Source organism: Thermosporothrix hazakensis, from assembly GCF_003253565.1.
In the GTDB taxonomy this organism is placed as follows: Bacteria; Chloroflexota; Ktedonobacteria; order Ktedonobacterales; family Ktedonobacteraceae; genus Thermosporothrix; species Thermosporothrix hazakensis.
The window spans coordinates 349,849-369,909 of record NZ_QKUF01000001.1 but is presented as its reverse complement, the minus strand read 5'-3'; the positions used below and the strand labels follow the sequence as shown (position 1 = coordinate 369,909).

Annotated in this window: 21 protein-coding genes; 13 read left to right on the top strand and 8 right to left on the bottom strand. The window is 54.5% G+C overall.

Annotated features, from left to right (window positions below; translation table 11 throughout):
* Window positions 1-62 precede the first annotated feature (62 nt).
* The 4 genes from EI42_RS01545 to EI42_RS01530 all read left to right on the top strand — a co-directional run bounded on the left by EI42_RS01545 (window position 63) and on the right by EI42_RS01530 (window position 3,410).
* Window positions 63-1,103 carry a polysaccharide deacetylase family protein gene (locus tag EI42_RS01545; protein WP_111318122.1) on the top strand — a complete coding sequence of 347 codons (1,041 nt, stop codon included), beginning with the start codon at window positions 63-65 and terminating at the stop codon, window positions 1,101-1,103.
* 6 nt (window positions 1,104-1,109) lie between these two features.
* Window positions 1,110-1,694: an acyltransferase gene (locus tag EI42_RS34205; RefSeq protein WP_111318119.1), complete on the top strand. Its 585-nt coding sequence runs from the start codon at window positions 1,110-1,112 to the stop codon at window positions 1,692-1,694.
* A 154-nt stretch (window positions 1,695-1,848) separates the two neighbouring features.
* Window positions 1,849-2,643, top strand: a complete 795-nt coding sequence (locus EI42_RS01535; RefSeq protein ID WP_137686089.1) for a DUF4388 domain-containing protein — start codon at window positions 1,849-1,851, stop codon at window positions 2,641-2,643.
* A 143-nt stretch (window positions 2,644-2,786) separates the two neighbouring features.
* On the top strand, window positions 2,787-3,410 hold the full coding sequence (locus tag EI42_RS01530) for a DUF4388 domain-containing protein (protein ID WP_137686088.1): 624 nt from the start codon (window positions 2,787-2,789) through the stop codon (window positions 3,408-3,410).
* Between the two features lie 64 nt (window positions 3,411-3,474).
* On the opposite strand, the gene EI42_RS32245 is transcribed toward EI42_RS01530, so the two are convergent.
* The 7 genes from EI42_RS32245 to EI42_RS01500 form a co-directional block, all read right to left on the bottom strand.
* Entirely contained in the window at window positions 3,475-3,624 is a 150-nt protein-coding gene (locus EI42_RS32245) for a hypothetical protein (protein ID WP_170142277.1), read from the bottom strand.
* 244 nt (window positions 3,625-3,868) lie between these two features.
* Entirely contained in the window at window positions 3,869-5,110 is a 1,242-nt protein-coding gene (locus EI42_RS01525) for an NAD(P)/FAD-dependent oxidoreductase (protein WP_111318110.1), read from the bottom strand.
* Window positions 5,111-5,131: 21 nt separating this feature from the next.
* Window positions 5,132-6,064, bottom strand: a complete 933-nt coding sequence (locus EI42_RS01520) for an MBL fold metallo-hydrolase (RefSeq protein WP_170142276.1) — start codon at window positions 6,062-6,064, stop codon at window positions 5,132-5,134.
* Between the two features lie 13 nt (window positions 6,065-6,077).
* Window positions 6,078-7,658: an L-glutamate gamma-semialdehyde dehydrogenase gene (pruA, locus tag EI42_RS01515; protein ID WP_111318104.1), complete on the bottom strand. Its 1,581-nt coding sequence runs from the start codon at window positions 7,656-7,658 to the stop codon at window positions 6,078-6,080.
* Between the two features lie 131 nt (window positions 7,659-7,789).
* A complete protein-coding gene (locus EI42_RS01510; RefSeq protein WP_111318101.1) occupies window positions 7,790-8,254 on the bottom strand; it encodes an NUDIX domain-containing protein in 465 nt (154 codons plus the stop codon).
* A 61-nt stretch (window positions 8,255-8,315) separates the two neighbouring features.
* On the bottom strand, window positions 8,316-9,647 hold the full coding sequence (locus EI42_RS01505; protein WP_211325986.1) for an NHL domain-containing thioredoxin family protein: 1,332 nt from the start codon (window positions 9,645-9,647) through the stop codon (window positions 8,316-8,318).
* 198 nt (window positions 9,648-9,845) lie between these two features.
* Window positions 9,846-10,547 carry a nucleotidyltransferase domain-containing protein gene (locus EI42_RS01500; protein WP_111318098.1) on the bottom strand — a complete coding sequence of 234 codons (702 nt, stop codon included), beginning with the start codon at window positions 10,545-10,547 and terminating at the stop codon, window positions 9,846-9,848.
* 94 nt (window positions 10,548-10,641) lie between these two features.
* On the opposite strand from EI42_RS01500, the gene EI42_RS01495 reads away from it, so the two are divergent.
* Complete coding sequence (locus EI42_RS01495) at window positions 10,642-11,433, top strand: carbon-nitrogen hydrolase family protein (RefSeq protein ID WP_111318095.1); 792 nt, start codon at window positions 10,642-10,644, stop codon at window positions 11,431-11,433.
* A gap of 81 nt (window positions 11,434-11,514) precedes the next feature.
* Here the strand turns inward: EI42_RS01495 and EI42_RS01490 are convergent, their stop codons facing one another.
* Window positions 11,515-11,925 carry a DUF4383 domain-containing protein gene (locus EI42_RS01490; RefSeq protein ID WP_111318092.1) on the bottom strand — a complete coding sequence of 137 codons (411 nt, stop codon included), beginning with the start codon at window positions 11,923-11,925 and terminating at the stop codon, window positions 11,515-11,517.
* A 407-nt stretch (window positions 11,926-12,332) separates the two neighbouring features.
* On the opposite strand from EI42_RS01490, the gene EI42_RS01485 reads away from it, so the two are divergent.
* The 8 genes from EI42_RS01485 (at window position 12,333) to EI42_RS01450 (ending at window position 20,049) form a co-directional block, all read left to right on the top strand.
* Window positions 12,333-12,806: a GatB/YqeY domain-containing protein gene (locus tag EI42_RS01485; protein WP_111318089.1), complete on the top strand. Its 474-nt coding sequence runs from the start codon at window positions 12,333-12,335 to the stop codon at window positions 12,804-12,806.
* Between the two features lie 473 nt (window positions 12,807-13,279).
* Window positions 13,280-13,849: an adenylyl-sulfate kinase gene (gene cysC / locus EI42_RS01480; protein ID WP_111318086.1), complete on the top strand. Its 570-nt coding sequence runs from the start codon at window positions 13,280-13,282 to the stop codon at window positions 13,847-13,849.
* Between the two features lie 17 nt (window positions 13,850-13,866).
* A complete protein-coding gene (gene sat / locus EI42_RS01475) occupies window positions 13,867-15,033 on the top strand; it encodes a sulfate adenylyltransferase (RefSeq protein WP_111318083.1) in 1,167 nt (388 codons plus the stop codon).
* 47 nt (window positions 15,034-15,080) lie between these two features.
* A complete protein-coding gene (locus tag EI42_RS01470) occupies window positions 15,081-16,112 on the top strand; it encodes an ABC transporter substrate-binding protein (protein ID WP_111318079.1) in 1,032 nt (343 codons plus the stop codon).
* A gap of 24 nt (window positions 16,113-16,136) precedes the next feature.
* A complete protein-coding gene (locus EI42_RS01465; RefSeq protein WP_111318076.1) occupies window positions 16,137-16,976 on the top strand; it encodes an ABC transporter ATP-binding protein in 840 nt (279 codons plus the stop codon).
* On the top strand, window positions 16,960-17,763 hold the full coding sequence (locus EI42_RS01460) for an ABC transporter permease (RefSeq protein WP_111318074.1): 804 nt from the start codon (window positions 16,960-16,962) through the stop codon (window positions 17,761-17,763). Before EI42_RS01465 ends, EI42_RS01460 begins: the two co-directional genes overlap by 17 nt.
* Before the next feature lie 190 nt (window positions 17,764-17,953).
* Window positions 17,954-18,607 (top strand): LON peptidase substrate-binding domain-containing protein, encoded by a 654-nt coding sequence (locus EI42_RS01455; protein ID WP_111318071.1) that lies wholly within the window; start codon window positions 17,954-17,956, stop codon window positions 18,605-18,607.
* Between the two features lie 224 nt (window positions 18,608-18,831).
* Window positions 18,832-20,049: an MFS transporter gene (locus tag EI42_RS01450; protein WP_174843900.1), complete on the top strand. Its 1,218-nt coding sequence runs from the start codon at window positions 18,832-18,834 to the stop codon at window positions 20,047-20,049.
* Window positions 20,050-20,061: the final 12 nt, after the last annotated feature.

The window sequence follows — 20,061 nt, the reverse complement described above, 5'->3', positions numbered from 1 at the left end:
CAAGGGCGCTTCAATGGATGATGTGCTCACGCCAGAACAATTGCTAAAGGAATAGAAACGCTATGCGCCGACGTATTCTCGTTTTTATCGCAGCTTGTATGTACTATAGTGGTCTGGTTGCGCTGGCCCGTTCGCTGAAGAGACGGGACAAAAAGCGTGTCGTGGTGCTGAATTATCATCGTGCCAGTGGCGGTCATTTGCGCCGTCACTGGCTCTATCTTCAGCGTCATTATCGGATCGTGCCACTTGAAGAGGCGCTGGATGAGGTGTATGCGCCCGATGCGCAATCGAACGGAGATCCACGTTCTCCGGTTGTAGTCACTTTTGATGATGGCTACCGCGATAATTATACCTATGCTTTCCCGCTGGCCTCTCAATTGCGTGTCCCGTTCACGATTTATCTGATTCCTGACTATATCGACAGTGGTGATTATTTCTGGTGGGACGAGGGAAAACGGCTGGTACAGCGGGCTCGTGTGTCGAAGGTGCAGCTTGAGGGGAAGGTCTATCGCCTCAGCGAGTCGCAGGAGGTGGATGAGCTGTCGCACCTGATTGATCAGCGGCTGCGCTTTGCACCGTCGGTGGCAGAGCGAGAACGCTTTCTGACAATGGTGCGTGAAGCTTTGCAGGCACCATCTGCGGTGCTTCCGGCGGAAGAACCGGGAATGCCGCTCACCTGGGATGAGGTTCGGGAGATGGATGCAAGTCAGCTTGTCTCTTTCGGAGCACATACCTTGCATCATCCGGTGTTGAGCGCGCTGACTGACCCCGCAGAAGTGCGACGTGAGATTGTCGATTGTAAGCGTGTGCTGGAAGAGCGCCTCGGGCACCCGGTCCGCTCGTTTGCCTATCCTATCGGGCAGATGCAGCATATCAGTCCTGAGGTGGTGGAGGCAGTACGTGAGGCGGGCTATTCCTGGGCCCTGACAACACGTTATGGCGACAACACACCGGAGGCTGATCCGCTGCTGCTTCATCGGGTGGAGGCTGATATTGATCAGCATTGGCTGGTCGTTGCGGCTGAGGTCGCCGGGCTCTGGGGCTTCTTCTCACGCCTGCGCTGGATCCCGTTTATCCGCAATCGCTTTACAAATTCGAGGTAAGCGCCAATGACCGAATCGAGCTTTTTTGTGCATCCGCTGGCCGAGGTAGAAGAGCATGTACAGATCGGTGACAAAACGCGGATCTGGCGGCATGCTCATATCCGCTCGTATGCGTCGATTGGCGCGGAATGTAATATCGGCAAGGGCGTGTATGTGGAGACGCATGTGCGTATCGGCTCACGCGTCAAAATCCAGAACAATGCTTCACTATTTGAGGGCGTCTCTATCGAGGATGGCGTCTTTATCGGACCGCACGTCTGCTTTACCAATGATATGTATCCTCGTGCGATTACGCCGGATGGGCGTCTGAAGGGGGCAGAGGATTGGGAGGTGACTCCAACATTAGTGAAGTATGGGGCTTCGATTGGCGCGGGCGCAGTGATCGTGTGTGGCGTGACCATCGGGGAATTCGCGTTGATCGGTGCGGGCTCTGTTGTGACGCGTGATGTGCCGCCGCATACGCTGGTTCTGGGGAACCCTGCGCGGCCTCGTGGCTACGTTTGTCGCTGTGCGCGGCCTTTACGCGAGATCCGCGAGAGTGAGGCGGGGCGCATCGGGCACTGTGAGCGCTGTGGTGATATCACTTTTTAAGGAAACGACCAGATTGCAGGATACACGATACGCTAAAAGTCGTGTAGAACCCAGAAATTCTTGACACTCTTCTTGCTTCTCGGTATCATAGTTCCACAAGAAGAAGTTTATATGCGTGTTTTTGCGCGTTGGTGCATAGAAAGTGGATGGTGTTGTGCCGCAATCTGGTCTTCCAGGCTCCTTGTGGCAGGGACCTTTGCGTGATCTTGCGCTGATCGTCTATCAGGTCAGGCGGGTTCGGGCATTTGGTCGGCTCACAATTCGCAATACAGAGCGCCTGAGTATCTCTCATCTCTATTTCCGGGCCGGAAAACTGGTGCATTGCATCGGTAATCGTGGCGACATTCGTTCGACGCTGCAAGAGTTACAGGCGTGGACGCAGGGGATGGTGCGCTTTGAACGCGGCGCGATTACCCGAGATGTGACGCTGAACGAGACACATGAGCGCCTGTTTGAAGAGACACTACAGCGCCTTCACCGTAGCGGCGTTATCCAGATGCCGACCGTACCTTGTGTGGTGGAGGGCACCGCGGTGACGGTCAGCGAGACGCAAGCGCTGCTTACACCGCTTGAGTGGCGCATATTGATCGAAGGGACACGGCGCGCTGCTCTTGTCATTGCGCGTCTGGTCGGCTCTCAAGAGGCACTGGCGGTACTCCGCGATATTCTTGACGATCTTTCTACTGCTTTTCCTCTCTTTGCTCATTTGCAGTTCTCTTCTGCCGGTTATCTTCAGCTCGCCGATCAGACATTGCTGGATCGCTACCCGCGTAATGAGCTGCTAGAAGGCTTCTCCGCTTTGATTGAGACCTGCTTTTATTTTTGTGCCCCGCTGGTTGGTGAACGGGAGGCGCATACATTGACCATGCAGGCCCTGCACGAGCTCGCTCCAGCGCTCAGCGGGCTTGGGGTGTTGCGCATAGAACGTCCGCTCCTCTCTCAGGGATAACCTGTCGTATATATGGAATTGCGTATATGGATGTATGAATTTTGCCTCTTAAAGGTATATATATATTGAAACATGCTTTTGCAGGAAGTATAATCAAAAAGAGAAAACAGTGGCTTGTAAAAGACGTGGTAAGGTTGGCTGATATGAACATTTCTCCAGATAGGTCACTCGCTACAATTCTGACTACAAACTTTTTCGCTGATGTGGTGCTGGCTCTGGGCTATATCCAGAGTCGTCGTGCATCGGGACGCCTGGCGTTGCGCAATGGTGAGCGGTTTGGCGTGGCTCATCTCTACTTTAAGGAGGCTCGCCTTGTGCATGTCACAGGTGACAAACGTGCTTCGGTAGAGGTATTGCAGGACCTTCTTTGCTGGAAGAAGGGCTCAGTGCGCTTTGATAGCGCCGTTATCTGTGAGTGTGATGATGTTTCGTGGCAGCAGGCGGAAGTGTTCGCGCACTGGTTAGCGCTGCTGGAAATGCGGGCCGTTGTTCAGGGTATGCCACGTCATGCTGTGCACAGGATATTGATGCACCTCCTTATTGTGCTCCCGAGGCGACCGATTGATCTTCCAGTACACGCCCGAGAACGCGAAACAGAACGGCTTCGGGCGCTCCCTCAGCTCCAGGACACGTCCCCGGCCCTTCCATTTCTACCGTTGCAGCAGGCATTCCGACGGGCGACAGAGTTTGCTCAGGAGACGGCTCGACTGGCCGTTATCCGCACCGAGAAATTGCTACAGGAGCGCTTTAAAGATCGCCCGGAATAAAAAAGCGAGGAGAGCCGGACGCCTGCTCTCCTCACCTTCGAGACCAGTGGAGGAACACATGTTGTTATTCTTCGATGATTGGTCTGCTCCACTTGGAGAGTATTCGAGCTTGCTGGCGGTAGCGCCGCAGCAATTGACGCTGGCGTTGCGTTGCTGCCCAGCATAAAAGCATACCGATAAGTAATCCCATCAGAAAGATAGTGACTGCGCTCATACCGTTCTTGCTCCTCTCTGCCTGTTCAAATGTTTTCCGGATAATGTATCTTGTTTTACTGTTATTCATACAAGTAAAGACGTGATTCAAAAGAGAAATTGAAAAAGAAAAGTTGCTCTTATGAAACAGGAAATAGGGTTGATACAGCTTTAGAAGAGGAATGAGAGGGAATCAAAAGAGCTCAAAAATTCCCTGTATTGTCGAATAGCTATCGATCAATACAGGGAGTTTGTAGGAAATAGTGTTATGATCGCTTCAATGAGGGGCGCCGAAGCGAGAAGGGTGCAAGCTCTTCCAGAGTGCTTCCATGCTGTACTGCTTGTGCCAGTAACTGCCCGACGCGAATCCCGAAAGGCATGCCATGCCCGCAAAAACCACAGCCTGCCCAGACAGTGGACATCTCGGGAGCCTGATCGATAATCGGCAGGTAATCTGGTGTGAACGCCATCAGTCCGGCCCAACGACGCTGTACCTGAAGCCCTTGTAGCCGCGGGAAGAGACGCGGGAAGACCTGCTCAAGCGCCTGTTGTACTTCCGCTGTTGGCTGTTGAATGGTGACACCTTTATCCTGCTCTGGTGCGACCTCGCGGCATCCGCCAAGCAGAAGAGAACCATCGATTGTCTGTTGCCAGTACTCGCCGGTTGCGGTGACCCCTGCTCCCAGACCGGTATGGAAGACAGGCTCTCTCGGTGCGTAAGAAAGTGCCTGGCCCCGTACTGGCACGACCAGCCCACGCAAGGCGGGCAGCAAATTCGCTGTCCATGCATTGGTGGCGATAATGGCAGCTCTGGCCTCAAGAGTGCCATGCTCAGTATCGAGACGAACGGTATTCCCGCTTGTTTGCACCTGCCTGACTGTGGCCTGATAGAGCCGAGCGCCGTGGCGTTGTGCTGCCTGAGCGAGCCCCTGGACCAGTCGTCCCGAGTGGATCAGCCCGGCCTCAGCATAGAGCTCGCCGCCGACGATCTCCGGGCCAAGTTCCGTCGCGATATATTCCTGCAAGCCCTGGCGGTCCAGCAGGTGAATCCTCATGCCCTCGGCCTGAAGTGCGGCAACGTTGCGGGCCATATGCTCTCTCTGACTCTCGTTCAGCGCCAGTGAGATGATTCCGGGCTCGCGATACTGGCAGTCCAATTGCTCCTCTTCAAGGATTTGACGCAGCAAGCGCTGATTCTCCCGCGTCAGGTGGAGGATAGCAAGCGCAGTCTGGTGCCCGAGTAGTTCGTTTTCTGCCAGGAAACCGAGGGCTGAGTGATATGAAATAAAGCCGCCGTTGCGTCCAGTGGCTCCATAGGCGACGGCGCTTTGTTCAAGGAGGACTGGATGTAAGCCTGCTCTTGCAAGCCAGTAGGCGGCGGAGCATCCCAGGACTCCCCCGCCGACAACGACGACATCTGCGATTGTGGGCGGTGTCGTCTCTAATGGATAGGCGGCAAGTGTGCTTTGCCAGTAGGAAACAGAGCTCCTTTCAGGTTCCTTTTGCACTCTTTCCCGTCTCCTTGCATTCTATGACGCTTTTCCCTGCTTTCGCCAGTAGCGCATATATCCCTGAACTGTCATTGGATAGTTGATTGCCAGATCATAGCGTCGTACCATTGTGGGATCATCGGTCAGCCGCTCCAGTTCTGGTTGTGTACTGGCAATCAGGTACTCGGTGATCTGGGCCTCATCCTTCCCCTCGCGCATTGCCTGTAGAACGAGCTCGCCCCAGCTATATAGCCTCTCGCGTAGTTGATCGAGATGGGCGACTGGCTCCTTGCTTGGTCCGAAGTGAGCAAGATAGAGCACATCGGGGTGGAGCTGTTTCATCATGGTAATGGTGTGAGTCCAGATTTCGAGGTCAAGGTCCGGTGGGGGCGTCGGTGGCCGATTATAATTGATGCCCGGCAAACGCACGCCAGCGGCGTCACCAGTAAACATCTCGCCTGAATGCACATCGAAAAAGATGACATGGTGTGAGGCATGCCCTGGTGCATAATGGACTTCAAGCCTGCGATCAGCAAGCGTCAGCACATCGCCGTGGTCAATTGCCTGAACCTGATCCTCTGGCACCGGTTCAACCGTGCCCCAGAGCTCGTTCATTCGGTCGCCATAGATGCGAGTCGCGCTGGTAAGCAGTTTAGCGGGATCAACCAGATGGGGCGCTCCTTTGCTGTGGGTCAGGACCGTCGCATGAGGCATTTGCTGAAGCAGCGTTCCTGCTCCGCCCGCATGATCCAGATGGATATGTGTTGCAAGGATGTGGGTGACATCCTTTGCCTGGAAGCCAAGCTCTTCGAGTCCCTCTATCAGGGCTGCCGCGGTTGTTTGTGGGCCGGGGTCGATCAGGACGAGCTGATCTGACCCGGCAAACACATAACAACCCAGCACGCCATGTTCACCCTGGAACGGAAGAGAGATGTGCCAGAGCTTATGGCTGAGTTGGGTAACCGTCGTCACGGACTCCTCTTTCTTACTTTTTGGTTGAAATGGCCTTCGCTTGTGTGAAGAGTAACAGGTAATCCGGGCCGCCCGCTTTGGAGTCGGTACCGGACATATTGAAGCCGCCGAACGGATGGACGCCGACCAGTGCTCCGGTACACTTGCGGTTGAAGTAGAGGTTCCCAACGTGGAACTCTTCCTTCGCCTGCTCAATGCGCTCTTGATCCTGAGTGTAGAGCGAGCCGGTCAGGCCATACTCGGTGCTGTTGGCGATATCGATCGCATCAGCGAAATCTTTCGCTTTAATGAAGGCAAGGACGGGGCCGAAGATCTCTTCCTGTGCGATGCGTGCGTTGCGGTCAACATCGGCGATGATGGTTGGCTCGATGAAGTAGCCAGGGCCCTTCTCTCCGCCACCGAGAACAAGGCGCCCTTCTTTCTTGCCAATCTCGATGTATTCGAGAATCTTCTTCTTGGCTTTCTCGTCGATGACGGCACCCAGATTGACGGTCGGATCCTGCGTGACATCGCCCACGGTGAGCTTTTTGGCGCGCTCAAGCACTTTCTCAAGTACCTGATCGTAGACCTGCTCGACGACGATGGCGCGGGAACCGGCGGAGCACTTCTGCCCCTGGAAGCCAAACGCGGAAGAGACAATGCCATCCGCGGCGGCATCAAGATCGGCGGTCTCATCGACGACAACCGCATCTTTACCGCCCATTTCCAGCACACTGCGCTTAAGCCAGATCTGGCCCTGTGCCACTTTTGCGGCGCGCTCATAGATGCGCTCGCCAACCTCGCGGGAGCCAGTGAAGGACACGAAACGGGTGCGTGGATCATCAACCAGCGTGTCGCCAATGGCTGCACCCGAGCCGGTCAGGTAGTTGATCACGCCTGCTGGTAGGCCGATTTCTTCAAACACACGGACGAACTGGTAGGCGATCGCCGGGGCGGTGCTGGCTGGCTTCAGTACAACCGTGTTGCCTGCAACGATCGCGGCGGAGGTCATACCGAGAGCGATTGCACACGGGAAGTTCCAGGGTGGAATCACTGCGCCAACGCCGAGCGGAATATAGACAAGCTCGTTGTCCTCTCCGGGTGTGGTTGGAAGATCCTGGGGGGCGGCCAGTTTGAGCATCTGGCGGGCATAGTATTCGAGGAAGTCGATCGCCTCGGCGGTGTCGGCATCGGCCTCAACCCAGGTCTTGCTGACCTCGTAGATCATCCAGGCGTTAAAGTAGAACTTGCGCTCGCGGATGATGTCGGCTGCTTTGAAGAGATAGGCTGCGCGTTCCGTGGCAGGCACTTTCTTCCACGTTTTGAAGGCTTCGGCTGCGACTCCTACGGCTTCCTTTGCCTGTTCAGCGGTACCCTTGATAAAATAGCCGAGGACCTGATCCGGGTTTGCAGGGTTAATTGAAGCGAAGGTTTCGCCTTCGGTGATTTTTTTGTTGCCAATGATAAGCGGATATTTCTGCCCCAGTTCGCTCTTCACCTGCGCGAGAGCGGCTTCCTGGGCGCGGCGATTCTCTTCTTTACTGAAATCGGTAAGTGGCTCATTCTTAAAAGGGGTTTGAGCACGAGTCTGTACGTCTTCCATTACCTGTGACATGTAGATATCTCCTTATGAAACACTTCATCGTGTTTGAATGATTGGACAGCTTTATTGTATCTCAAAATGGTGGGCAATTGGTAGGACTGCTTGTCCTTGAGATGTTGAAGTACAAGAGAAAAGAACCCTGTTTAACGCATGAACGGTAGCAGATTTCCTGCCCAGGCGTCCTCGATCCGCTGTAGGTGGTGTTCCATAATATCGAGGTGAGCAAGCTCTTCTCGGCTGAAATAGGCCAGTTCGAGTGTTTCAGTGCCGCTTGTCAGTGTGCCTGCAAGAGGGCGGGCCTCAAAGCAGAAGTGCACTGTCTGATAGCGATTCCCGTCGGCATACTGCAAAATCATGTCCGGGCTGGAATAGACGCCTATGAGCTTACCGACCTGAACATGCAGCCCGGTTTCTTCCAGCACCTCACGGGCACATGCCTCTGTCACGCTTTCTCCGGCATCCATGTGTCCACCGGGTAGGCTCCAGCGCCCGTTGTCATCCCGACGCATCAGGAGAAGCTTTTGTCGGTCCTCATCGAAGATTACAGCCGAGCAACTGACGGAGAGTCGGGCCGTTTGGCCGATGCGTTCTCCATAGACCACTTTCATAGATACACGATCCTTTTGTTGATGGGGTTGCAGAGATGGGGCGCTGCCCATCCCTGCCTGTTTATGCCGGTCGGAGAAGCTTCAGGGTCTCGACGGTTCGAGCTTCCAGATCGAGTACCCGAATAGCATGGTTGTTGGTATCAGCGACATAGAGCTTTTGCCCATATGCGGCCAGTCCTGCGGGCTCGTTGAACTGGGCCTCATCAAAGCTGCCATCGCGGTACCCGGCCTGACCATCTCCGGCCAGCGTTTTGACCTCACGGGTGAGCGGATCAAGCACTTTTATCTTATTATTATAGGTATCGGCCAGATAGACGCGGCCTTGAGAGGCACAGACAGCCTGCACATGCTGTAATTGTGCATTATCACCTGTACCATCGACGTCGCCGAAATCAAACAGCCCCGTCCCGACCAGCGTGGTGACGCGGCGCTTGCCATCGAGCTCGACTGCACGCACGGCGCTGGTTTCGCTATCCGCGACATAGAGGATGTTGTTCTCGATCGAGAGCCCGTAGGGTTGCGCGAACCAGGCCTCGTCATAACTGCCATCGCGCAGGCCTTCCGGTCCAGCTCCGGCGAAAATGCGAATCTCGTTGTATTGTAGATGCACCATGTAAAGCGCATGGACGCCGGCCATAGCGATATAGAGCCGCTCATTCTGGTAGGCAAGATCCCAGGGCGAGCTGAGCGCGACCTGTAGCGGCTCTCCCGAGGTTGCCGTTCTGGCGATGCCGTATTGCTGTCCTGTTCCGGCAATGGTTTCAACCCGTTGTGTTTCCAGGTTTACCCGCCGAATCAGGTGGTTCTCGGTATCGGCGACGTAGAGTGTGTGGCCTGTGAGGGTCATCCCTTGTGGACGGTTGAATTCTGCCTGCTCTGCCGGCCCGTCGGCTCTGCCCTCTTTGCCTGTCCCGATAATCTGGCGAACAGTACCTTTTAGATCAGCCTCGATCAGCCGGTGATGTGCGGTATCACTGATAACGATGCGTTGTCCATCAACGGCCACTTTGCCCGGGAAGGCAAGAAACGATTCCGGTGCTGTTTCGCGGGCAAAACGCAACGGCTGATGGGTCAGTAAGCCTTCGGCATCGAAATCGTCGATCATGCGCTGTATCAGTTGTTTGCCCTGTTCTGGCGCAATCTCGCCCTCGTGCTTGCCGATAACCCGGTTCTCAGGGTCCAGAAACATCAGCGTGGGCCATGCCCGCACTGCGTACTGTTGCCAGAGGTTCATCTGGCGGTCGTTGACAACGGGATGGGTGATCCCATAGCGTAGCACGGCTTCGCGTACGCTTTCAGTGAATTGCTCCCGTGGAAATTTGGGGGAGTGAATGCTGATAACCGTCAGCGTATCTGGGAAGGCGGTTTCGAGCTCTCGCAACTGCGAAAGCATATGGACACAGTTGATTCAACAAAATGTCCAGAAGTGAAGAATAACGATATGTCCACGAAGTTCCTGCAAACGCAAAGGATGGTCGCTGTTGATCCAATCCAGACCTGCAGGGAACTCTGGTGCTCTCACTTCTCCTCGGTAACGTCCCAAAAGTCACCTCTCTTTCATCCAGGCTGCTAACAACAACGGATGTTTCTATTATGACACGTCTGACCAGTCAATTTCCCATTCCAGTGGCATAGGCCCGCCAACCGGCTTCAGGATATACTCTGCAAGTCGGCGCAGGGCCGCTACGCGCTCCAGGAGGGGACCACTTGTGAGGGCGGTTCTGGCCTCTCGGGCTGCGGTCTCATCCCATCGGGCAAGCTCCTGTAACAGCCGCTTCGGTTTATCCCACCAGCGATGCTGGAGCTGAAAATGAACCTGTATCAGCCACTGGCAGAGAGAACTGATCAGAAGCGTGGCGGTAGCCTCATCATCCGCCACATCCTCGATATCACGCAGGGTATCGGCAACTGCGTAGCGAATAGACCAGAGATGCTGTAGCTCTGGTGGCCCTGCTTCCCAGACCTGCCGTGCTTCCTCCTGGAGTTCTGCAAGCACACCCTGTGGATCATAGAGAATGTGCCCGAATGCGAACATATGTGGATTGACAGGACTGCCATTATGAATCTCACGTTGCAACTGGTTCGCTGGATTAATAAACATCTCTATTTCGTGCCCATCAAGCAAGAAGTTGTGGCGTTTGCGGCGTGGCTGTCGGATGACAACATGCACATCGAGATCGCTGTTCGGGCCGGGTGTACTATGGATCCGGGAGCCGGTAAGCAGGACACCTTCCAGATCGTCGCCAAATTCCTGCTGTAGGCGCTCAAGAAGCCGCTGGTAGAGTGATTGCATCGTTGTGTAAACTCCCCTATAGAAGCAGATGAAGAAGATTTGGAATGGTATCGTATCATATTGGCGACAGAGAAAAAAGAAGAAATGAGGTCTTATGTATATAAATATTCATTTATGTCAATTCCCAAATTCTTTTGTTATTGCGCAGAACCTTCAATCAATGCTTTCGGTTGTGGAAGAAGCTACACCCGATGAACTGCTTGTTTTTCATGAGGGGGCGATCTCTGGCTATATCGATGCACTGGAGCCGATGCTGCACCTTGAGCGGGAAGCCCTGCCTGCTGCCTTCGAGACCCTGACGCAGGCTGCACAGCGGCGTGGCGTGCACCTGGTGGCCGGTTCCTGTCTGCCTGAAGGGGACTGCTGGTACAATGCTGCACTGTATTTCTCGCCTCGGGGAGAACGGGCTATCTATCGCAAGGTCAACCTGGCATATGCAGAGCGTCCGATCTTTCAGGCAGGGGACGAACTCCCGCTGTTCACAATGTGCTTCGCAGGGGGAGAGGTCCGTGTGGCGTTTCAGCTCTGTCGCGAACTGCGTTTCCCCGAGCAGTGGCAATATCTCGCGCATCGCGGTGCTGACCTTTTTCTCTATCTGACCAATGCCGCAAACCCGCAGGAGGTTGATGGGGTCTGGCGCGCGCATCTCATCAGTCGGGCCGCTGAGAATCAACGTTTTGTGGTGAGCTCCAATGTGGCACATCCGCACCAGCATTGCCCGACAATGATTGTTGCTCCCAGTGGGGCAGTGCTTCAGGAGGCGCGAACAAAGGAGCAGCCAGAGACGCTTCGGGCAACGTTGGATCTGTCACAGAATGCTCGCTGGTACCTCGGTCAGTGCCGCACCGATGTGGTCTCGCTCTCCTACAAAGGGCAGGCACTCTAAAGCAAAAAGGAAGGCAGGAGCGGTGCGCGATTCCTCTCCTGCCTGTTTGCTCTCTGAGTGTAGAGTTGTTGTCTTTACAGATTAAGATGTAGGGGTTGGTGTACGCCTGATCTCGGTGCCGGTAACGAAGAAGCCCACTGCCAGAGCGATGATACCTGCAACGAGGTGGAGTACATGATCTACAGCGTTGACATGCATGATCCCGAGCAGTCTATGGTCAAAGTAGAATGCCGGGTACACAAGCCCTGCCAGGCCCAGTAGCGTGTAAACAACGCCAAAGATCTGGTTAAAGAGTCTTGACCAGGGCATGAATGTGGCAATGAGGGCGATTATTCCTGTAACGAGGTGAACAATGTTGTGTACAACATCGACATCGAACCCACCCATATTTGCCACACGCATCGTTGATGAAAAGAAGAAACCGACTATACCAATGATCGTGAACACAATGCCCAGGATCAGGGAAAGAATTCGGTTTGCCGTCCAGATCATATACGCTCTCCCTTTCTACGGTGAAACAAGTGGAATACAGTGCGTACCTGGATCAATAGAGGGTCTTCCCTGGACAGGACCGGGTTTTATTGAGCGACGACACACCTCCTTGATTTGTTGCTTGCTTTTCATTGGATTTCTCTATTCTTAACTATAGATACGTGTCTCTTATAGGAAAAGTGACACATATATGAGAAGCATTCCAGTAATGCTGTGCTTCGCTGTTGGGTCTTTTTCTGGAAAAGTCGAACGTGTTCGCGTGATACTATATTCGGTTCGGTAGCTTCTGCTTGCGTATGCTGCCTCCCGAAAAAACCGCCTGTTTCCTGCTGATTTTTTTTGACGGACATAGTATACTGGTGAGGCGCACAAAGCACTAGTTTTAAAGGTTAGGAGATGTTTTTGTTATGGCTCGGCAAGAATTTCCGATAGAACAGCAATTGCGAAAGGACATGCAAGATGCTCAGCGGGCTCGCGATCAGGTCAGGCTCGATACGATCCGGATGGCAATCAGCGCCATTCATAACCTTGAAGTTGCACGTACTGACCGCAAAAATCCCGAGTATGGTCAACCGATGACCGAGGCCGACTGCTATCGCGTGCTGGAACAGGAAGTCAAGAAACGCAAGCAGGCAATTCCTCTCTATCAGCAAGGTGGACGCACTGATCTGGTGGAGAAGGAGCAGCGCGAGATGGAGATTCTGGAACACTATATCAGCGCCGCTCAGTTGAGTGATGACGAGGTTCGTGAGGTAGTGAACCGCCTGATCGCCGAGCATGGAAAAGAGTTCCGTAAGGTGATGCCCCTTGCCGCGAAGGAACTGAAGGGGAAAGCTGATGGCGCTCGCGTGAACCGCATCGTGCGTGAACTGACCGCTTAAAACCGTTTCAAAAGGCACAAATCCGGAAAGGGCTGGCGTTTCAGGCAGGCGCGGCCCTTTCTAGCCGTTCTCTTCCTCGTCTAAACACGCTTGCTTCTGGTCTTTTGCTCCTCTGACGGTAATATCCCTCAGCAGCTTGCTCTTCATTCGTTCCTCGAATCATGCCCCTTCTCTTTCGGCTCCGTTCTTTCGGGTATATTGGCTGCATCAGCGGTGTGCATTTGCAGGAGTTTACCACGAAGGCAGAAAAAAGGTTGACAATATCCTCAGGCGTACTGTATATTCTCATTAGGTCAGAAAGTTGTGTAAGTTGATAAACTAAGTCAACAATGGGGTGCTGACCAAGGCGGAACAACGGCTGTTCTTGCAAGCACGTAAATAGATACTGATGATCGATCCTGCTGATTACAGTATATGGGGAGAAGCCATCGGTGTAGGTACCGATACCAAAGGTCAAAGGAGTTGTGAAGCAGATGTCTCAGAAAGGTTTTACTCTCTGGTTTACAGGGCTCTCGGGTGCCGGAAAAAGCACGCTGGCGGAAGCGGTTGCCAGGCGCCTTCGTACGTTGGAGCGCAAGGTTGAGATCCTTGATGGCGATGTGGTGCGCACCCATTTGAGTAAGGGCCTGGGCTTCAGCCGTGAGGATCGCGATACCAATATCAAACGCATTGCCTTTGTGTGTGACTTGCTCTCGCGCAATGGAGTGATCGCGATTTCGGCTGCTATTTCTCCCTATCGCGAGGCCCGAGCGTGGGCCCGTGAGCAGATTGGCGAGTTTGTGGAGGTATATGTGAAGTGCCCGCTCGATGTCTGCCGGGAACGTGATGTCAAGGGGCTCTATAAGCTGGTGGATGAGGGCAAGATTCGCCACTTCACCGGAGTCGATGATCCCTATGAGCCTCCCGAAAATCCCGAATTGATCGTTGAGACAGATAAAGAGACGCTGGAAGAAAGTGTTGCGCGTATCTTTGCTCGCCTGGTTGAGCTCGGGTATCTTGTGCCAGAAGAGGTGGCCGCCGGGGTCGCTGCACAATCTGCATAGAGAGGGGAAAGGGGAATATGGCAGAACACTTGATTGCTCCACATGGGGGAACCCTGGTTCGCAATCTGGCTGCAGAGGATGAGCGAGCCGCCTTGCTGGAACGGGCTGCATCGTTACCTCGGCTTGTCGTCGGTGCACGACAGCTTGCCGATCTGGAATTGCTGGCCAATGGGGCCTATAGTCCGCTGACCGGCTTTCTGACTCGTGACGAGTATCTGAGCGTCGTCAATGAGCTCCATTTACCCAACGGGCTTCCCTGGTCGATTCCGATCACACTGTCGGTGTCTGTAGAAGAGGCAACGGCCTTGCATGAGGGGAGTGAGGTCGCGCTGGTCGATGCGGCTGGAACGCTTCAGGCGGTCCTGACCCTGCACGAGAAGTATCCGTACAACAAAAAGCACGAGGCCTTGAAGGTCTATCGCACCGATGAGGAAGCGCATCCAGGCGTTCGGGCGCTCTATCAGCAGGGTGATGTGCTGCTTGGTGGACCGGTAAAGGTCGTGGCGCTGCAACAACAGCAGTTTTCCCACTATCGCTTTACCCCTGAACAGAGTCGGCAGCTTTTCGCAGAACGAGGCTGGCGGCGCGTGGTTGGCTTTCAGACACGTAATCCGGTGCATCGAGCACATGAGTATATCCAGAAATGCGCCTTAGAGACGGTTGATGGGCTCTTCCTGCATCCACTGGTCGGCGAGACCAAGAGCGACGATATCCCGGCAACGGTGAGAATGCGCTGCTATGAGGTCCTGCTGGAACACTATTACCCCGCTGATCGGGTGATTCTGGGGGTGCTGCCCGCTGCAATGCGTTATGCTGGACCTCGTGAGGCGATCTTCCACGCGCTGCTGCGCAAGAATTATGGCTGCTCGCACTTTATCGTGGGGCGCGATCATGCGGGCGTCGGCAACTACTACGGAACCTATGATGCACAGCGTATTTTTAGCGAGTTTGACGCGAATGCGCTTGGTATAACGCCTCTCTTCTTTGACCATACCTTCTATTGCCGGGCCTGCGAGGGGATGGCCTCGGCGAAGACTTGCCCGCATTCGGCGGAACAGCATGTGATCTTGAGTGGAACGAAGGTTCGCCAGCTGTTGCGTGATGGGCAGATGCCTCCACGTGAATTCTCACGTCCTGAAGTGGCTCGCATTCTGATTGAAGCAATGCGCGAATATGTCGCCTGACCGGTGAGAGAAGAGGTAGAGCTGTGTACAAAAGACAGAAAAGATTCATGTTTCTCAGCTCCTTTCTTCCCTTGATGTTGGTTGTTATCGCTGGCTGTGGAGGGCAAACCGCGGCCAGCGGTGACAATCCCTCTGAAGTGCGCCTGGGCTATTTCCCGAACCTCACGCATGCGGTTGCGATCGTGGGAATCGCTCAGGGCTCGTATCAAAAGGCTATCGGGGAGAAGCTGAAACTGAAGACGACAGCGTTTAATGCTGGTCCATCTTTGATTGAGGCCTTATTTGCGGGTGATATTGATATTGGCTATGTGGGACCGAATCCCGCGGTTAACGGGTATATCAAGAGTCATGGCGATGCGCTGGCAATTATTGCCGGAGCTTCCAGCGGTGGGGCGTTGCTGGTTGTTCGTCCAGATGCGCATATTCAGACGGCGAAAGATCTGGCGAATAAAAAGATTGCCTCTCCTCAGGTTGGCGGTACGCAGGACGTGGCGCTACGCTATTACCTGCAACAGAATGGTCTGCAAACCACCGATAAAGGTGGAAATGTGCAGGTTGTCCCGACCGAGAACCCGAATATCCTGTCGTTGTTCAAGCGAGGGGAACTTGATGGCGCGTGGGTTCCTGAACCCTGGGCCAGTCGCCTGATCGTTGAGGGGAAAGGGCGTATTCTTGTGGATGAACGTCAGCTCTGGCCGGGCGGCAAGTTCGCGACCACCATTGTTGTTGTACGCAAGCAGTTCCTGACGAAGCATCCCGACCTGGTCCGGCAATTTTTACAGGCGCATGTTGAAACCGTGCTCGCGATACAGAAAGATCCTTCCCTGGCGAAACGGCTTGTCAATGAGGAGATCAAGCGTGTTACCGGAAAGCCATTCCCGGCGCAGATCCTTGATCCTGCCTATGCACGCCTTGATGTAACCTATGATCCACTGGCGCAGACGATCGTGCAGTCTGCGGAGCGGGCGTATACGCTGGGCTTTCTCGGGCAGGAGAAGCCAAAGCTTGAGGGGATCTTTCAGCTTCAGGAGTTAAACACCGTACTGCGTTCAAAGGGGTTGGAAGAGATAGCAGCGTAAAAGCGCACAGGAGAGAAATGGGCGATGTTTCAGCGACAACTGGTCAAAGAGAAACATGATATCGAATCGAAGCATGAGCCTGCGGGCGGCATCTCATTGCAGGTGGAAGGGGTATCAAAGCTCTATCATGGAAGAACGGGAGCTGTTCAGGCGCTTTTGCCGGTTGATCTGGATGTGAAGCCCGGCGAATTTGTCTGTCTGCTTGGCCCGAGCGGATGCGGTAAATCGACACTTCTCAGTATTATCGCGGGGTTAGAGCTCCCGAGTAGCGGGCAGGTCCGGGCAAATGGCAAGTTGATTCAGGGCCCGGGTACGGACCGGGTCCTGTTGTTTCAGGATGCGGCCCTGTTCCCCTGGCTCGACGTATTGCGTAACGTTGAGTTTGGCTTGCGTCAGGCAGGGGTTCCGCCGAAAGAGCGCACCGAGCAGGCCCGACATTTCCTTGAGTTGGTGCATTTGCATGGATTTGAGAAGAGCTATGTGCATCAGCTCTCGGGCGGCATGAGGCAGCGTGTCGCGATTGCGCGGGCTCTGGCGCTCAACCCGGCGATCCTGCTCATGGATGAGCCCTTTGGCGCGCTGGATGCACTGACGCGCGACCGCTTGCAGGCCGAACTGGAAGAGATCTGGTCATCGACGCGCAAGACGATCCTCTTCGTGACCCATAACGTGCGGGAAGCTGTTGCTCTGGGTGATCGGGTGCTGGTCTTCGCGCCGCGTCCGGGGCGTATTGTGCGCGAGTTCCGCATTACATTGCCGCGTCCGCGCTCCCTTGAGAACTATCAATTGATGGAACAGGCCAGCGAGATTCTGGCGGTCCTGAAAGAGGCAATGGGTGAGGTGAAGCATGGCGAAAGCGATTAAGGTAGCGGCACCGGCGGAGCGGCGTCTGTCGGTCGGCACATGGGTGCGACGGATTGTCTTCTATATTGCTGTAGTGTTGTTCTGGCAGGGCATTGTGTCGCTGCACATCTGGCCGGAATATGCCCTACCCGGGCCGTTGGAAGTGTTAAATGCACTGATTCTCGGTCTTCAGTCGGGGCTGTTTGTGCTGGCAAGCCTGGTAAGCCTGCAACGCATGCTTATTGGCTACGCGATCTCAATGGTGATCGGGGTGCTGCTTGGCATCTTGATCGGGCGGGTACGTGTCGCTGAAGAGACTCTTGGGACGCTGGTTATGGGGTTACAGGCGCTGCCAAGCGTGTGTTGGTTGCCGCTGGCTGTGCTCTGGTTTGGTTTGAGCGAGCAGGCTATCATCTTTGTGGTCGTGATGGGTGCGCTCTTCTCGATCACGCTTGGTGTGGTGAACGGCATCAAGAACACGCCGCCCATCTACCTGAACGCCGCTCGAACGCTTGGAGCTCGGGGAATCGCACTGGCGACTCAGGTGATTCTGCCTGCTGCTATGCCCGCGATTTTGAATGGTTTTAAGCAGGGATGGGGCTTCGCGTGGCGCTCGTTGATGGCCGGTGAACTGCTTTTCGCCTCGCTGAGTCTGGGAAACCAGCTTCAGGCGGGTCGCGACCTGAATGATGCCGCGAAGGTGTTGGCAGTGATGCTGGTGATTATCGCTATTGGTGTGATTATCGATTCGCTGCTGTTTGCGACGCTGGAACGGCGATTGCGAGAACGATGGGGGTTACAGCGCTAAGCACATGGCTCAGGCGGAGGGCGCAGGGGCTCAAGCAAGACGACTCTCTACAACATGGTATAATGTCTGTGGATTTTGAATCGTTTCGCGTCAATAGAGCAATACGACAAACTCGCGGGTCTGTTCGTGATGCGGTGATTGATGCATGTGGCGAATGAGATAAGGCTTGCTTGAGAGGAGCGCTGACCTGATGTCGATGTCGGATATTGAGATACCGCTGTTCCCGCTCGATGTCGTCCTTTTCCCCGGAACGGCTTTGCCGCTGCATATCTTTGAAGCGCGTTATCGCTCGCTGATTACGGATTGTCAGCGGGATCATATGCCGTTCGGGGTGGTACTGGCGAAGCCGGAAAGTGTCTATCTGGAGGAGGAACCGTTTTCGGTAGGCACGATGGCTGTGATTCATAATCTGGAACGACTGCCCGATGATCGCTATACGCTGATGGCGGTTGGCACACAGCGTTTTCGGATCGTCGAGTTGCATCGGACAACCCCCTACCTATCAGGTGTTGTTGAGCTGTTATATGACGACGCAGAGCCGGATGAGATGCTGTATCCACCTATGACGCAAGCGAACTCGCTCTTTCTTCGCTATCTGAATATGGTCCTTGAGTGCATGAACGAAGAAGGGAACACCGTTGCGCTCCCTGAATTGCCCGAGGATCTTTCATACTTTATTGCGTACTTCCTTGAGATTCAGAATGAGGTCAAGCAACACCTGCTGGAGCTGACATCCACCCGCCAGCGACTGCAAGAGGAGATTGAAATCTTGCGGCGTGAGGTTCCCTTTATGCGGCAAATACTCTCGAAAGAAATATCAGAGGAACGTTGCATGTTGAATTAGCTGACGTTTTTTCCGGTTGACGTCTGTCGAGGTCGGGTGATATAACGTGTATCACATCGTTTGCTTGCATCATCTTTGCCTCAGTGTGGAGCCAGATGGTGCAAAAATGTAGTGGGGTCTACTGAAAATCAGGCGGCGCTCGCCGTTCTGATTCTTTTTTGTCTTTTTTCCTCTTTTCTTTTCGGCGTTGTATTCGGGATAGATCGAAGGAGGTCGATAGTTCCATGTCTGATGTGATAGCCCCGACAGCGGCGGCTGAGACCGCACAGGCAAAAGAAACACGGATGCCGCGCAAGCTCGCGTGGTTGCTGGCTTTTGCCTGTGCCGTTTCGGTCGCGAACCTGTACTATATTCAACCGGTTTTGCCTGATATGGGGCGAACATTCTCGGTAACAGCAGGGCAAATCGGCTTTGTGGCGACCTTGACACAGTTTGGTTACGCCGCTGGCTTGCTCTTTATTATCCCGCTTGGGGATCGTTATCGACGGCGTTTGCTGATCTGTCTGATGCTGGTGCTGGTTGCGCTGGCGTTGGTCGCCGTTGCGATCTCTCCATCGCTTCTGATCTTGTCTCTTGCAAGCTTTGCCGTTGGTGCAACCACGATTGTGCCACAATTGATTATCCCGATGGCGGCGGGAATGGCGCATCCTCAGGAGCGCGGGCGCGTGATTGGTGTGGTGATGACCGGGCTGCTGATTGGTATTCTGCTTGCGCGAACGTTCAGCGGTTTTATAAGTGCACAGCTCGGCTGGCGAGTCGTCTATTGGATCGCGGCAGCCATGATGATCTTGCTGGCGGTAGCGCTGCATTTCCTGCTACCCGAAGAGTACCCGCAGGCGAATATGAGCTACCCGCAACTGCTTAAATCGCTCTGGGGCCTGTTTCGCACCGAGCCGGTGTTGCGCGAGGCAAGCTGTATCGGTGCGCTGGTGTTTGGTGCGTTTAGTGCGTTCTGGGCAACACTCTCGTTCTTCCTGGAGACGCCGCCATACCACTATGGCAGCGATGTTGCAGGAACTTTCGGGCTGGTTGGCGTTGTTGGAGCGCTTGCTGCCTCGCTTGTGGGCCGGATTGCGGATAGACATAATCCGCGCCTGACGGTTGGCTTTGCGCTTGGTATTGTGCTGGTCTCGTTTGTGATCTTCTGGCTGACCGGCCAGTTCCTCTGGGGGCTGATTATTGGCGTGATCCTGCTGGATCTGGGCTCACAGGCGAATCAGGTCTCGAATCAGGCGCGAATCTACAGTTTGAACCCGGCTGCGCGCAATCGATTGAACACGGTCTATATGGTGTTCTATTTTGTCGGTGGCTCGATTGGTTCAGCGCTTGGAGCGTTTGGGTGGAGCTTTGCGAAGTGGAATGGTGTCTGCCTGATTGCCTGTATTCTGTTGGTGCTGGCGTTGCTGCTCTACGGAGTCAACAGCCTGCGCCGCAAGATGTAATTCAGCGAAAAC